General features: G+C 67.9%; 16 protein-coding genes. 12 read left to right on the forward strand and 4 right to left on the reverse strand.

Annotated features, from left to right (window positions below; genetic code table 11):
- The first annotated feature begins 260 nt into the window (after positions 1 to 260).
- The 9 genes from infA (at position 261) to ACYR7D_RS10090 (ending at position 6,093) form a co-directional block, all read left to right on the forward strand.
- Entirely contained in the window at positions 261 to 482 is a 222-nt protein-coding gene (gene infA, locus ACYR7D_RS10050) for a translation initiation factor IF-1 (protein ID WP_003418601.1), read from the forward strand.
- A gap of 104 nt (positions 483 to 586) precedes the next feature.
- Entirely contained in the window at positions 587 to 700 is a 114-nt protein-coding gene (gene rpmJ, locus ACYR7D_RS10055; RefSeq protein ID WP_025347279.1) for a 50S ribosomal protein L36, read from the forward strand.
- 192 nt (positions 701 to 892) lie between these two features.
- Positions 893 to 1,264 carry a 30S ribosomal protein S13 gene (gene rpsM / locus ACYR7D_RS10060; RefSeq protein ID WP_459549334.1) on the forward strand — a complete coding sequence of 124 codons (372 nt, stop codon included), beginning with the start codon at positions 893 to 895 and terminating at the stop codon, positions 1,262 to 1,264.
- Between the two features lie 10 nt (positions 1,265 to 1,274).
- Positions 1,275 to 1,688 (forward strand): 30S ribosomal protein S11, encoded by a 414-nt coding sequence (gene rpsK, locus ACYR7D_RS10065; RefSeq protein ID WP_033244291.1) that lies wholly within the window; start codon positions 1,275 to 1,277, stop codon positions 1,686 to 1,688.
- A gap of 22 nt (positions 1,689 to 1,710) precedes the next feature.
- The gene (rpsD, locus tag ACYR7D_RS10070; protein ID WP_459549335.1) at positions 1,711 to 2,316 is read left to right on the forward strand and encodes a 30S ribosomal protein S4; all 606 of its coding nucleotides are present in this window, start codon (positions 1,711 to 1,713) and stop codon (positions 2,314 to 2,316) included.
- 119 nt (positions 2,317 to 2,435) lie between these two features.
- A complete protein-coding gene (locus tag ACYR7D_RS10075; RefSeq protein ID WP_459549336.1) occupies positions 2,436 to 3,494 on the forward strand; it encodes a DNA-directed RNA polymerase subunit alpha in 1,059 nt (352 codons plus the stop codon).
- Between the two features lie 124 nt (positions 3,495 to 3,618).
- Positions 3,619 to 4,125 carry a 50S ribosomal protein L17 gene (gene rplQ, locus ACYR7D_RS10080; protein WP_459549337.1) on the forward strand — a complete coding sequence of 169 codons (507 nt, stop codon included), beginning with the start codon at positions 3,619 to 3,621 and terminating at the stop codon, positions 4,123 to 4,125.
- Between the two features lie 101 nt (positions 4,126 to 4,226).
- Positions 4,227 to 5,111 (forward strand): tRNA pseudouridine(38-40) synthase TruA, encoded by an 885-nt coding sequence (gene truA / locus ACYR7D_RS10085; RefSeq protein WP_459550107.1) that lies wholly within the window; start codon positions 4,227 to 4,229, stop codon positions 5,109 to 5,111.
- Positions 5,112 to 5,265: 154 nt separating this feature from the next.
- A complete protein-coding gene (locus ACYR7D_RS10090) occupies positions 5,266 to 6,093 on the forward strand; it encodes an LLM class F420-dependent oxidoreductase (protein ID WP_459549338.1) in 828 nt (275 codons plus the stop codon).
- A gap of 34 nt (positions 6,094 to 6,127) precedes the next feature.
- On the opposite strand, the gene ACYR7D_RS10095 is transcribed toward ACYR7D_RS10090, so the two are convergent.
- Positions 6,128 to 6,469 carry a metal-sensitive transcriptional regulator gene (locus ACYR7D_RS10095; protein WP_459549339.1) on the reverse strand — a complete coding sequence of 114 codons (342 nt, stop codon included), beginning with the start codon at positions 6,467 to 6,469 and terminating at the stop codon, positions 6,128 to 6,130.
- 120 nt (positions 6,470 to 6,589) lie between these two features.
- Between ACYR7D_RS10095 and ACYR7D_RS10100 the strand changes: the two genes are divergently transcribed.
- Both ACYR7D_RS10100 and ACYR7D_RS10105 read left to right on the forward strand, forming a co-directional pair.
- Positions 6,590 to 7,399: an S-methyl-5'-thioadenosine phosphorylase gene (locus ACYR7D_RS10100; protein WP_459549340.1), complete on the forward strand. Its 810-nt coding sequence runs from the start codon at positions 6,590 to 6,592 to the stop codon at positions 7,397 to 7,399.
- Between the two features lie 36 nt (positions 7,400 to 7,435).
- Complete coding sequence (locus ACYR7D_RS10105) at positions 7,436 to 7,996, forward strand: NADPH-dependent FMN reductase (RefSeq protein ID WP_459549341.1); 561 nt, start codon at positions 7,436 to 7,438, stop codon at positions 7,994 to 7,996.
- Positions 7,997 to 8,096: 100 nt separating this feature from the next.
- Here ACYR7D_RS10105 and eccE read toward each other — a convergent pair whose 3' ends face one another.
- Positions 8,097 to 9,791, reverse strand: coding sequence for a type VII secretion protein EccE (gene eccE, locus ACYR7D_RS10110; RefSeq protein WP_459549342.1), 1,695 nt, complete (start codon positions 9,789 to 9,791; stop codon positions 8,097 to 8,099).
- A gap of 108 nt (positions 9,792 to 9,899) precedes the next feature.
- Here eccE and eccB point away from each other — a divergent pair, with 108 nt between their 5' ends.
- On the forward strand, positions 9,900 to 11,369 hold the full coding sequence (gene eccB / locus ACYR7D_RS10115) for a type VII secretion protein EccB (protein WP_459549343.1): 1,470 nt from the start codon (positions 9,900 to 9,902) through the stop codon (positions 11,367 to 11,369).
- Positions 11,370 to 11,410: 41 nt separating this feature from the next.
- On the opposite strand, the gene mycP is transcribed toward eccB, so the two are convergent.
- Positions 11,411 to 12,775, reverse strand: coding sequence for a type VII secretion-associated serine protease mycosin (gene mycP / locus ACYR7D_RS10120; protein ID WP_459550108.1), 1,365 nt, complete (start codon positions 12,773 to 12,775; stop codon positions 11,411 to 11,413).
- Between the two features lie 41 nt (positions 12,776 to 12,816).
- Positions 12,817 to 14,283, reverse strand: coding sequence for a type VII secretion integral membrane protein EccD (eccD, locus tag ACYR7D_RS10125; protein WP_459549344.1), 1,467 nt, complete (start codon positions 14,281 to 14,283; stop codon positions 12,817 to 12,819).
- Positions 14,284 to 14,322: the final 39 nt, after the last annotated feature.

Genomic DNA, 14,322 nt, shown 5'->3' on the forward strand with positions numbered 1-14,322 from the left:
CCAGTTTACGCGACGAGGCCGGTGCCGTTCAGTGTCGGGGAGTTGCCCTCGCAGCCGGGCGACGCACGGCGAGGGGTACCCCTTTTTGCCCGATCTCGTACCTACCGGTAAGCTGGCCAGGCGGTGTATCAAAGCGCCGCCTGTTCGTGTGCGATCGGTTGTGCGCCGTCTCCGGGCGGTACCGAAGACGCTCCGACCGGAGGCATCGGACAGTACCAGGCAATCAGACCAGGTTGAGTGTAACCGGGATCGCGGAGGATATGGCGAAGAAAGACGGGGCCATCGAGGTCGAGGGGCGGGTTGTCGAGCCGTTACCGAATGCGATGTTCCGGATCGAGCTCGAGAACGGGCACAAGGTCCTCGCGCATATCAGCGGCAAGATGCGGCAGCACTACATCCGTATCCTGCCGGAGGACCGGGTCGTCGTCGAGTTGTCACCGTACGACCTGTCCCGCGGTCGGATCGTCTACCGCTACAAGTGAACGGGTGGGCCCGCGCCCGCTCTCCGAGATTTCCCCGGTCGTGCCCGGCCGGGGTCAACTGTGTTCGCACCCCGGTGTGAACCACAACGAAAGATTGGACGGACGTGAAGGTTCAGCCGAGCGTCAAGAAGATCTGCGAGAAGTGCAAGGTGATCCGGCGTAACGGCCGGGTCATGGTGATCTGCGACAACCTGCGGCACAAGCAGCGGCAGGGCTGACACCGGCGCCGAGCACCGAACGCGGTTCGGATTGGCACGAGAGAAGAACTCCCAGCGCCAGCCGCGCACTGAGGCTTTTTCCGGGTTCCACCCGGAAGGTGCGCGCGCCTACCCCCGGAACGGAGGCCGGGGCCCCACCAGACGAGGGGACGGACAGGGAGCAGACCTCCGCAACAGACAAGGAACTGCCAGATGGCACGTCTCATGGGCGTCGACCTCCCGCGCGAGAAGCGCATGGAGATCGCACTGACCTACATCTACGGCGTCGGCCGTACCCGCGCCAAGGAGATCCTGGAAGCCACCGGCGTCAGCGCCGACCTGCGCTCCAAGGATCTCAGCGATGACGATCTGACCAAGCTCCGCGATTACATCGAGGCCTCGGAGTTCAAGGTGGAGGGCGATCTGCGCCGCGAGGTGCAGGCCGATATCCGCCGCAAGATCGAAATCGGCTGCTACCAGGGGCTGCGCCACCGTCGTGGCCTGCCTGTGCGTGGCCAGCGCACCAAGACCAACGCGCGCACCCGCAAGGGCCCCAAGCGCACCGTCGCCGGCAAGAAGAAGTAGGGGATAAGCGATGCCTCCGAAGTCCCGGGCCTCCGGCCCGAAGAAGAGCCAGAAGTCGCGCCGCAGGGAGAAGAAGAACGTCCCGCACGGCCACGCGCACATCAAGAGCACGTTCAACAACACGATCGTGTCCATCACCGACCCCACCGGCAACGTCATCTCCTGGGCGTCCTCGGGCCACGTCGGTTTCAAGGGTTCGCGCAAGTCGACCCCGTTCGCCGCGCAGCTGGCCGCCGAGAACGCGGCCCGCAAGGCGCAGGAGAACGGTGTGAAGAAGGTCGACGTATTCGTCAAGGGTCCGGGTTCGGGCCGCGAGACCGCGATCCGTTCGCTGCAGGCCGCGGGCCTGGAAGTGGGCACGATCTCCGATGTCACTCCGCAGCCGCACAACGGCTGCCGTCCGCCCAAGCGGCGTCGCGTCTAAGCGGGAAGGAAGGTAGAGCACAATGGCCCGTTACACCGGACCCATCACCCGCAAGTCGCGTCGCCTGCGCGTCGATCTGATCGGCGGGGACCAGGCTTTCGAGCGTCGCCCCTACCCGCCCGGCCAGCACGGCCGCGCGCGGATCAAGGAGAGCGAATACCTGCTCCAGCTGCAGGAGAAGCAGAAGGCGCGTTTCTCCTACGGTGTCATGGAGAAGCAGTTCCGCCGGTACTACGAGGAGGCCAACCGCCTCAAGGGCAAGACCGGTGACAACCTGCTGCGTCTGCTGGAGACCCGGCTGGACAACGTCGTGTACCGCGCGGGTCTGGCGCGTACCCGCCGGCAGGCCCGTCAGCTGGTCAGCCACGGCCACTTCCTGGTGAACAACAAGAAGGTGAACGTTCCTTCGTTCCAGGTGACCCAGTACGACATCATCGATGTCAAGGAGAAGTCGCTGGGCACCCTGCCGTTCCAGGTCGCGCGCGAGACCGTGGGCGACCGCCCCGTTCCCGGCTGGCTCCAGGTCATCCCGGGCCGGCTCCGCATTCTGGTGCACTCCCTGCCGGAGCGCGCCCAGATCGATGTGCCGCTGCAGGAACAGCTGATCGTCGAGTACTACTCGAAGTAATTTCGAGTTCTGCTCGGCGCTACGGCTGCGCCGCTGGTGCGGGTCGCCTACTACGCGGCCCGCACAACCCCTAGACGAGGCGTCAAATAGCGGGCGCCCACAACAGGAGGATTGATCCCATGCTGATTTCCCAGCGTCCGACCCTCACCGAAGAGGTCATCGCCGACAACCGCTCGAAGTTCACCATCGAACCCCTCGAGCCGGGCTTCGGCTACACCCTCGGCAACTCGCTGCGGCGCACCCTGCTGTCCTCGATCCCGGGGGCCGCGGTGACCAGTATCCGCATCGACGGCGTTCTGCACGAGTTCACCACCGTGCCCGGCGTGAAGGAGGATGTCACCGACATCATCCTGAACCTCAAGGGCCTGGTCGTGTCCTCCGAAGAGGACGAGCCGGTCACCATGTACCTGCGCAAGCAGGGCCCGGGGACCGTCACCGCCGATGACATCGTGCCGCCGTCGGGTGTGGTCGTGCACAACCCGGATATGCATATCGCCACCCTGAACGACAAGGGCAAGCTCGAGATCGAGCTGGTCGTCGAGCGTGGTCGCGGTTATGTGCCGGCAGTGCAGAACAAGGCCAGCGGTGCGGAAATCGGCCGGATCCCGGTGGATTCGATCTACTCGCCGGTGCTCAAGGTGACCTACAAGGTCGAGGCCACCCGTGTCGAACAGCGCACCGACTTCGACCGGCTCATCCTGGACGTGGAGACCAAGAACTCCATCAGCGCGCGGGACGCGCTCGCCTCGGCGGGCAAGACCCTGGTCGAACTGTTCGGCCTGGCCCGTGAGCTGAACGTCGAAGCCGAAGGCATCGAGATCGGCCCCTCCCCGGCCGAGGCGGATCACATCGCCTCCTTCGGGCTGCCGATCGAGGATCTGGACCTGACGGTCCGTTCCTACAACTGCCTGAAGCGCGAGGGTGTGCACACCGTCGGCGAGCTGGTGGCACGCACCGAATCGGATCTGCTGGATATCCGTAACTTCGGCCAGAAGTCCATCGACGAGGTCAAGGTCAAGCTGCACGCGCTGGGCCTCTCGCTCAAGGACAGCCCGGCGTCCTTCGACCCGTCCAGCGTGGTCGGCTACGACGCGAGCACCGGAACCTGGTCCGACAGCGGCACTTTCAGCGATAACGACGGCGGCGAGCAGGACTACGCCGAAACCGAACAGCTCTAGGTCGCCGCAGGGGTAGGCACCCGCGTCGACCTTGCGCCCGCGACGTGAGCGCGGGGTCCGCTGGCAGAAAACTTGACAACGGACGCCCGCCGCACACGCCGCATACACACAAGGAGAACCCACAATGCCCAAGCCCAAGAAGGGTGCTCGCTTCGGCGGGTCGGCGTCGCACCAGAAGGCGATCTTCGCCAACCTGGCCACGGCGCTCTTCGAGCACGGTCGGATCACGACCACCGAGGCCAAGGCCAAGGCGCTGCGCCCCTACGCCGAGAAGCTGGTCACCAGGGCCAAGGCCGGTACCCTGGCCGATCGCCGCGAGGTGCTCAAGGTGATCCGGAACAAGGACGTCGTGCACGATCTCTTCGCCGAGATCGGTCCGTCGTTCGAGGGCCGCAACGGCGGCTACACCCGGATCATCAAGACCCTGCCGCGTAAGGGCGACAACGCCCCGATGGCGGTTATCGAGCTGGTCCGGGAGCAGACCGTGACCAACGAGGCCGATCGCGCCCGCCGGGTCGCCGCGTCGAAGAAGGCCGAGGAGAAGGCCCCCGAGGCCGAGACCGAAGCCGAGACCACCGAGGCTCCGGCCGAGGAAGCCGCGGCTGACGAGAAGGCCGACGACAAGGCGTAATCCGCCTGCCGAAGGATGCGGCCGAGCCGTATCCGTGGTTCGTCCGACGAGCCCGCCGCCCGTTACGGGTGTGCGGGCTCGTCCCGTTTCCGGAGGATTGTCTGGTGAGCGAACACGAGCCGAGCGCGACGGACGCATCTGTGTCCGGGCCGGCCGAACCAGGGGGACGTTCGGCGCGCCTGCGGCTGGATATCGCCTATGACGGCACCGATTTCACCGGCTGGGCGCGCCAGCCGGGTCTGCGCACCGTCCAGGGTGTTCTGGAGGAATCGCTGGGGAAGGTGCTGCGGGAGCCGGTGCAGTTGACGGTCGCCGGACGCACCGATGCCGGGGTGCACGCCGAGGGGCAGGTCGCGCATTTCGACACCGCGGCGGAGGTCGATCCGGACAAGCTGATCCACCGGATGGCGAAATTCCTGCCCAAGGATGTGCGGATCACCGGGGTACGCGCGGTTCCGGCCGAATTCGACGCCCGCTTCTCGGCGGTGCGCCGGCACTACGTCTACCGTCTCACCACCGCGGCGTACGGCGCCGATCCACTGTCCGCGCGCAGTGTCGTGGGGTGCCGGCCGGTGGACCTCGAGGCCATGCGGGCGGCCTCGCGCACACTGCTCGGGTTGCACGATTTCGCGGCTTTCTGCCGCCGCCGGGAAGGCGCGACCACGGTCCGGGAGCTGCAGCGCTACGACTGGGTGCGTACCGGCGACCGTCTGGACGCCTATGTGAGCGCGGACGCGTTCTGCTGGTCGATGGTGCGCAGCCTGGTGGGCGCCGTGCTGGCGGTGGGAGAGGGTCGGCGCACCCCGGAGTGGGTCGCGGGGTTACTGGACGAGCGTCGTCGTTCCAGCGCGGTGACCGTGGCGCCGGCCCATGGGCTCAGCCTCGTCGCGGTCGACTATCCGGCCGAATCCGAGCTCGCCGCGCGTAACGCCCAGACCCGGGAAATGCGCTCGGTGGTCACGGGCGGATGCTGCGGGGGAGGCTGACCCGAACGGAAAACGTTGCCGGGACGGTTATTTCCGCTCCCGGCTGCGGCCGGCCCCGGAAACGCGGCACGTGACCGGGCTCCGCGTTCGGGGAATGCCCCGAGGATAAGGTCGGTGCCGGAATGGTCCCACCGACGACAAGGTTGCGGTAGTTATGACGATTGATCTCGGACGCTACGGCGTATGGCGCTACTACAAGTCGTTCACCCCCGAAGCAGCCGTGGAATTGGAGCGGCTCGGTTACGGCACGCTCTGGCTCGGCGGTTCCCCGGAAGCCGACCTCCCGGTGGTGGAGGATCTGCTCGCCGCCACCGAGACGCTGAAGGTCGGCACCAGTATCGTCAATATCTGGACGGCGGCGGCCGCGCCGGTCGCGGAGTCCTTCCACCGCATCGAACAGCGTTTCCCGGGCCGGTTCGTACTCGGTATCGGCTGCGGTCATCCCGAGGCCAACGCCCCCTACCGCTCCCCGTACGAGGCACTCGTCGGATATCTCGACGAACTGGACGCGGCGAAGGTGCCCGTGTCCTCCCGGATGCTCGCCGCGCTGGGGCCGAAGGTGCTGAAACTGGCCGCCGACCGCACCGCGGGCGCACTGCCCTACCTCACCACGCCCGAACACACCGCCCGGGCCCGCACGACGGTCGGTGACGCGCTGCTGGTACCCGAGCAGAAACTGGTCGTGGACACCGATCCGGAGCGCGCCCGCGCCACCGGCCGCAAGGTCGTGACCATGTATCTCGGCCTGCGCAACTACACCAGCAACCTGCGGCGCCTCGGCTACACCGACGACGATATCGCCGAGCCCGGTAGCGACCGGCTGCTCGACGCCCTGGCCGTGCACGGCTCCGCCGAACAGGTCGCCACCCAGGTCCGCGCCCATATCGAGGCGGGTGCCGACCACCTCGCCCTCCAGCCGCTGGGCGCGGATTACCTCGCCGAGCTGCGTGCTCTGGCGCCGCTGCTCATCGAGCGGGCCTGATTCCCCGGGCCCGCATCCAGCCGGTGGTTCGCGGTCAGGAACGGACGAGCCGCGCGATGGCGTCCGTGGCTTCCTTGATCTTGGCTTCGGCCTCCGGGCCACCGGCTACCGCGGCGTCGACGACGCAGTGGCTTATATGATCCTCGAGCAACCCCATCGCGACCGCCTGGAGCGCCTTGGTCATCGCGGAGACCTGGGTGAGGATATCGATGCAGTATTTCTCCTCCTCGACCATCCGTTGCAGGCCCCGGGCCTGGCCCTCGATCCGGCGCAGCCGCTTGAGGTAGTCGTCCTTGGCGGTGATGTAGCCGTGGCCGGTGTGGGCACGGTCCGCGCCACCGGTGGCCGGGTCCGCGGGTGTGGGATGGGAAGTCACCGTTCGTCTCCTCTGCGGTCGAGCGGACCGTCTATACCCCCCTAGGGTACACATACCGTCCGGTACTGTCAGGTGCGTCGCCGGATGCGCCTACGCCGGGGACGCGCGAGAATCGGGAACATGACTTCCCAGGAGCGGCCCGCGCTGGCGGTTATCGGCGGCAGTGGATTCTACGACTTCTTCGACGGTCCGCTGGACACGGTCACCGTACGAACCCCCTACGGGGATCCGAGCGCCCCCATCGCGGTCGGCACCGTCGAAGACCGTCCGGTCGCCTTCCTGCCCCGGCACGGATCCCGCCACGAGTACTCTCCCCACACCGTGCCCTACCGGGCGAACATGTGGGCGCTTCGCTCGCTCGGCGTCCGCCGGATCTTCGCCCCGTGTGCGGTCGGAAGCCTGCGCCCCGACTGGGGGCCCGGCACCGTGGTCATCCCCGACCAACTCGTCGACCGCACCTCCGGCCGCGACCAGACCTACTTCGACGGCAACGGTATCCACGTATCCTTCGCCGACCCGTACTGCGCCGGCCTCCGTGAGATCGTCGTGAAATCCGCCGACAGCGCCGTGCACGTCCACCCGCACGGCACCATGGCCGTGATCCAGGGTCCGCGTTTCTCCACCCGGGCCGAAAGCCGCTGGTTCGCCGCCCAGGGCTGGGAGCTGGTGAATATGACCGGCTACCCCGAGGCCGTACTCGCTCGCGAACTGGAAATGTGTTACGCCGCGATCGCTCTGGTCACCGATCTCGATGCCGGGGTCACCGAGGGCGAGGGAGTACGCGCCGCGGATGTCTTCGCCGAGTTCGAACGCAATATCGGCCCCTTCAAAGAACTCGTGCGCAGCGCTGTCGCCGGGGTCGCCGACACCGGGACCTGTGACCAGTGCCGGGTACACGCGGGGGTGGCACTGCCCTTCGAACTGCCGTGAGCCGGATCCGGCCGGGTCCCGGGATAGTCTCGTGCCGTGGATACACCACTCCGACTCGAGGTGATCATCGCCAGTGTCCGGCCCGAACGGTTCGCGCCGGTGGTCGCGGACTGGTTCCTGCGCGCCGCCCGGGCTCGCCCCGAATTCCACACCGGAGTGCTGGACCTGATGGATGTACCGCTGCCCCCGGATCTCACCGAAACACCGGAAACCGCGCGCTACCGGGAACGACTGGCCGCCGCCGATGCCTTCGTCGCGGTGACCTCCGAGTACAACCACGGCTACCCGGCCTCCCTGAAAACCGCGCTGGACAGCGCGAAACACGAGTGGCGGGCCAAACCGATCGGCTTCGTCTCCTACGGCGGCCTCTCCGGCGGCCTGCGGGCGGTGGAACAGCTCCGCCAGGTCGTGGCGGAGATCCATATGGTGTCGGTACGCGAAACGGTGAGCCTGCACCGCGCCCGGAAACGCTTCGACACCGCCGGTGAAACCACCGACAGCGCCGCTGTCGACGCCGCCGAACGTATGCTCACCCAACTCGCCTGGTGGGGCCGCACCCTGCGTACCGCCCGCCTCACCGACCCCTACCCGGGCTGAAAGGTACTCACGGCCCCGCCACCTTCACGAGCCGGGCCATCCGCATGCCGGCTTCCCGGAAGCGACCTCGCGATGTCGAGCGCCGGGAAACGAACGCCACTCAGCCGCGCTGTGGTTGCCGGACCGGTGCGGGTGCGGGGCCCGGCCGGCCCTGGCGCGGAGCCTGGCGGGTGCGGGGCTCGCCGATGTAGGTGTGCTCGCGAGGAATCGAAACCAGGTTGAGCGGGATCTGGGTGGTCGCGGTCCGCAGTACCACCCGGGTGCCGATGGCGCCGGGCTGCTGGATCGACAGATCCGGTTTGGTGGCCGGCCAGCCCATCGGGTCGCCTGTTACGTAGATCGTGGTGATACCGGCGTGCGGCGCGGGCGCGAGGACTCCGTCCACGACGGTCGCGGTGAACATGGCGTCCGACTGGTGCATTTCCGCCGCCAGCATCAACCGTTCCGGATTGCCTATCGTCTCGACCAGCTGATACCAGGCGTGCGGGCGGTTCGTCCGGACCAGGATCCGCTCACCCACGGCCAGCGCCCGGAACACCAGCTGCTGGGCGAGGTACAGTTCGCCGGCCACATAGACCGCGGAGATACCGGCGCCGATGAGCCGCATCGCGACCCCGTTGCCCTCGTCGTCCGAGCCGATCAGCTGACCGCATCCGGAGGAGGGCAGCGCCAGCGCGTCGAGCACCTCGATCGGATATTCGGCGGTCGGTACCACGTCTTCCAGTCCGGGGACACCGATCGGCAGGTGGGCGAGCAGGCTGTCGCGGTGCCGCCCGTTCATCGACACCATGCCCGTGGACCTGGTCTGTTCCGGTAGTTCCCGCAGGGTCGACCGCCAAGCCGCGCCGACCTGCACGGTATCGGCGGTGCTGCCGGGACGTAACCGCACCGCGACCGTGGTGCCGCGGGATTGCGCCACCCACAGCTGGGAAAGGATTTCCGAGCCCAGGTGTCCGGGATCTATCGCGGCCCCGATGTTCACGCTGTTGCCGAGTTCGGCGTAGCGCCACCGGTGCGTCAGCTCCCGCGCCTCCGCGCCGTGCAGGATCTGTTGTACGGCGGCCCGGATCTCCGAGGCGGTCAGTACCCGGGAGCCACAGCCGGCGTCTTCCAGCGTGCGTACGATCCGCTGGGTGGCGATGGTCGCCGTACGCGCGGCGCCTTCGGTACCGCCACCGCGGCGCGCCGCGGCACCGGGGCAGTCGAGCGTATCGAATCCGATGGCCAGCCACACCGTGCGATGGGCGGTGGCCGGTAGGGGGCCCAGCAGGGATTCGTAGATCGCGCCCGCCGGTGTACCGGAGCGGCTGCGATGGCCGTGGCTGATGATATCGATACCGCTGAGCAGGATATCGTGCTGAGCGAGGCAGGCGGCGAGTTCGGCCATCGGCAGCAGATGGGACGCGTGCACCGCCGTGCGGTCGATCCGGGTGAGTCCGCCGCGGGGCGCGAGGACTTCGATCACCGCGACCACCCGGCTCCCGTCGTGGTACAGGCCCAGTGATCGGCCGTCCGGGCCGCGGAAGTCTTCGCTGTGGCCGAGTTCGTATTCGGGGTGCGTCCGGTAGTTCCACCAGGTGCCCACCCAGTCCAGCAGGACCCGGCGGCCCAGCGGGATCAATGGGATCACTCCGACGACCACCGCGACCCCCAGCGCGATCCACGGGTTCGGCACGACGAGGAGTGTGGCAGTACCGGCGATGAGGGCGATCAGCTGTGCGATCAGCAGATGGGTCATGGAGATACGTCCGAAGAGCAGGCTTCGCCTGCGGCGCGCTGCGGCTGGAACGGCCATCCGAGTCCCCCAGTAACCGTGTCGGCCGATTAGCGGCGGCCGAGCTGAACTACGTCCCCGGGAACTGTACTGTGTTCGGCGAGCACGAGCACAGTTCGGGGGAAGACGATGCCTTCAAAGCCCACTACCCGGTGGCAGATCAGCGGCTACAACTTCTTGGTTCGCCGGATGGAGCATGCGCTGGTGCGGCGGGACGTACGGATGCTGCACGACCCCATGCGTTCTCAGGTGCGCGCCTATGTGGTGGGGCTGGTGCTGGCGATCGTGGTGCTGGCGGGGTGCGGGGTGCTCGCTCTGTTCCGCCCGCAGGACAAGATCGGCTCGAACACGATTCTCATCGGTAAGGAATCCGGTGCGGTCTATGTGGTGCTCAACGATGTGGTGCATCCGGCGCTGAATCTGGCCTCGGCCCGGCTGGCCGCCGGGGAGGCCCCGGACGCGGCGATCGTCAAGGAAGCCGAGGTCGGTAAGAAGGCCCGCGGTCCGCTGATCGGTATCCCGGGCGCTCCCGGCGCCATTCACTACGACCCCGAGGGCACCGGCCGCCAGTGGACCATCTGTGACGAGATGAGAATCGACGGCAGCCAGGATCGCACCACCTCGGTACTGGCCGGGGGGCTCGAACTCGGTACCAAGGCCTCGGCCCTGGCCCCGGGCGAAGCGCTGCTGGTGCAGGGGGAGAGCAACACCTACCTGATCTACGACAAGCAGCGTGCCCGCGTCGATATGAGCGATCGAGCGGTCACCGACGCCCTCGAGATCACCGGTGCCACACCGCGTCCGGTGAGCGAGGGGCTGATCAACGCGATTCCCGAAGTACCGGCGATCGTCCGGCCGGCCATCGCCGATCCGGGCGGTACGCCCGGTTACGAGATCAGTGGGCACCGTATCGGTGAGGTCGTGCAGATCGGTGGTTCCACGCCCGAGTACTACGTGGTGCTCGCCGACGGATTGCAGCAGGTCTCCCCGCTGACCGCCGAGATCATCCGCAACTCCAATCCGCAGACCTCCACCGACTACACCATCGACCAGTCGGAGCGGACACTGGCCGATGTGTCCACCGCGCTGCAGGTGCAGAGCTACCCGCAGACCGCGCCCACCATTCTCGAGGCCAAGGACCAGCCGGTGAGCTGCCTGTCCTGGAAGCCGATTCCGGAGGCCGGAGAGAATACGGGCACCCGTGCGGAGCTGGAGGTGATCACCGGGGTGAGCCTGCCGCTGGCCGATAGCGTGAAGCTGGTCCCGCTGGCGCAGGCGGACGGGTCGGGACAGAACGTCGACTCCGCCTACCTGGCCCCGGGTACGGGCGCCTATGTGCAGACCACCGGTATCGAACCGGACAGCCGGCGCAAGGACAGCATTTTCTATATCGCCGATACCGGAGTGCGCTACGGCATCAAGAACGCGGATGCCGCCAAGGCGCTGGGTATGCCGGAGAAGGCCGAGCCGGCCCCTTGGCCGATCGTGGGCCTGCTGGCGTCCGGACCGAGCCTGGGCCGGGAGGAGGCTCTGGTGGCGCACGACGGTGTCGCCCCGGATCCGTCACCGGCGGCGCAGCCGGTCGCTTCCGCGAAGTAGCCGCAGCGGGCTACGGCCGCGAGCCCGGACCCGGTGACCGGTCAGGCGTCGTCCTCGCCGACCCCGAATCGGCGACGTGCGGGGAAGGAGGCGAGATAACCGAGGATCAAGCTGCCGCCGATGATTCCGCTGCCGATGAGCGCCACATTGCGGGCCGTATGATCCGGCGGCTCGGGGGGTGCCGGGACCGCGAGCTGTTTGCTCACCGCCGGGTTCGGCCGTTTGGGGCGTAGCTGATCGGGGACCTCGTTCGTCAGGGCCGCGATCGGATCCACCGCGCCGTAGCCCACATACGGATTCCACCCCTCGGCGGGTGCGTGCGCGGTGGCCTGGATCCGTTTCATCACCTCGACCGCGGAAAGCTCGGGGAAGCGGGCGCGTACGAGGGCGACCACCCCCGAAACATACGGTGCCGCGAAACTGGTGCCGTTGATGCCCTGCTGACCGCCCTGAGCGTTGACGGTCCCGTTGATCACCCCGCCGCTGTGCACATCCAGCGAGACGATGTTCTCCCCGGGGGCGGCCACGCTCAGCCAGGGGCCGGGCACGGTGAATTCGGACGGAGCCCCCTCGGCGTTGATCGAGCCGACCGACAGGACGAGCTCGTCGTAACGGGCGGGGGTCACATTGACCGTCGTCTTGCTCCACGGATCGGCCGCGGGAGCCAGCGGGTCCTGGATATCGGTATTGCCCTTGCAGTTGTCGTTATCGGTATTGCCCGCCGAGGCGACCACCACGACATTCTTCTGATGGACCGCGTAATCCAGCGCGGCACCGAGTGAACCGTCGGCGATCGGGGAGGAACTGCAGGCGACCTCGGAGATGTTGATCACGGTCGCGCCCATATCCGCGGCACGGCGGATCGCCTGCGCCATCGTGGCGACGTTGCCGTATCCCTCTTTCGAGAGGTCTTCGGGTGATTTCGTCCTGTTGCTGCCGGCTTTGACGTATTTATCGCTCGTCTGCCGGATGGTCAGGATGGCGGCCGCCGGCGCTACACCCGAAAACCCCTGACCGGGAACCTGGCTCGCCGCGATGATGCCGGCCACCACGGTCCCGTGCGCATCGCAGTCCTCGGTGCCGTCACCGCTGTTGGCGACGAAATCACCGCCGGGCCGTAGATCCAGCAGCCGCGGGTGGCGGGCGACGCCCGTATCGATCACCGCGACCACCTGGCCCTCACCTCTGGAGAACTGCCACGCCCGCGGCAGGTCCAGCGCGGCCTGGGCCGGTGGAACCGTCGGCCCGTCGCCACCGGCCACGGTGCTGTTGCAGGCGGTATTGGCTTTGCGCTCGGTCGCTTCGCTCGGTTTCGCCGGATTCCCCGCGGGCAGTTGGCCCGGGTCGATGGGAGCCGGCCGGTCGGCGTGGGCGATCGGGTGCCCCGGACCCAGCGCCGCGCTCATACCGACGGCCGCGGCGACGGCCGCGACGCGCACCCCCCGGTTCACAGTCCGCGGACGAGGGAGTAGAGCTCGGTCACCCAGAACACGAGCGGCAGCACGGCGGCCACGAACCCGTATTCGATCAGTTCGGCGGCACGCCGCATGGGCGGGGTCGCCGACTGATTCGGCACGATGATGCCGAGGATCAGCGCGCCGATCAGCATCACCAGGGCCGCGCCGAACACCGCCAGCGGGAGGTCGACCGCGAACGCCATCCCCACCAGCATCACCAGCAGGATCGCCGCCCCGCCCACGATCAGGATCACGGCCTGCTCCGCACCGGCGTAGGTGCGGCTGCGGAACATGAGCACCGCCGCGCACACCAGGGCCAGCGCGATGCCCTGCCAGTAGAAACCGCCATAGGCCGGATCGGTGGCCAGCAGCGCCCCGACCACGGTGACCAGCGTCGTCGCCGTGACCATACCGCTGAGGTAGGTGCGTGCCCGGGCCGATTTCGCCTGGAGAACATCCAGGCTCGGCAGGGCGCGGTGGTCGTCGGGGTCGTCCTCGGTGGGGTCGATCGGGGTGCCGGGAGAGGGCACCGGCGGTAGCGGCAGTTTGGCCAGCGCCATGGAGATCCGCGGCGCCAGGGAGAGGGCGGCCAGCGCGACGCCCGCCAGCACCGCGCCGATGGCCTCGAGCGGCTGCTCGGTGAGCAGGCCCACCAGCGCCGCGGGTACGGCGAAGGCCGCGACCGTGCCCGCGCCGATGAACAAGCCCAGACCCACCCCGGTGACCCGCCACGCCAGGATCGCCGTGGCGCCCAGCAGGGTGGATCCGAGCAGGATGTGCGGCCAGCCGTAGTGATCGGGCACGATCAGCATGCCGCCGGCCAGCGCCGGGGGCAGGGCGCACCCGCCGAGTACCAGTGCGGTGCCGGGGTCCGCGTACACGCGGCTCAGCACCATCGCCCCGGCGACCAGTAGTACCGCCACACCCAGCGCGATCGCGCCGGTGATCCAGCCGGGCATCGCGGCGGGGGCGGCCAGCAGGCCGACGCATCCGGCGAGCATGGTCAGTACCGCCAGCACCGAACCGGTGATCCGGGCGGTCTTCGGATCCCAGCCGCGGAAATGCTCGGCGTCGGCGATGGCGACGTTGTACATGATGTCGTCGAACAGCGGGGTGGGTGCGGTGTGCGCGGAGTTCTCCAGCATGAGCAGTTCGCCGTCGCGGACTCCCTGCTCACCCAGGCTCAGCGAATTCGACAGCGGCGGCTGCCCGATCCGGGCCAGCACCCAGTCGGCGGGTTCGTAGCGTTCGCCCTGGTTGTCGAAGTCGTTGGTCCGGCTGTGCGCGGCGACCATATCGACGACACTCGGGATCACCAGCGCAACAGGAACATCGACCGGTATGGCCATATCCACCTGCGTATGTTTGGCCAGAATGGTGACCCTGGTGAGATCCGGTGCGCGGACTATACCCCGCGAGGAGTCTTCCTCCATATGGTCGAGTCGCGCATGCGTCACGCTTCCCCCAAGTTGATTCGCTACCCAGCTGTTTCCCGC

It is taken from the genome of Nocardia sp. X0981 (assembly GCF_977089955.1).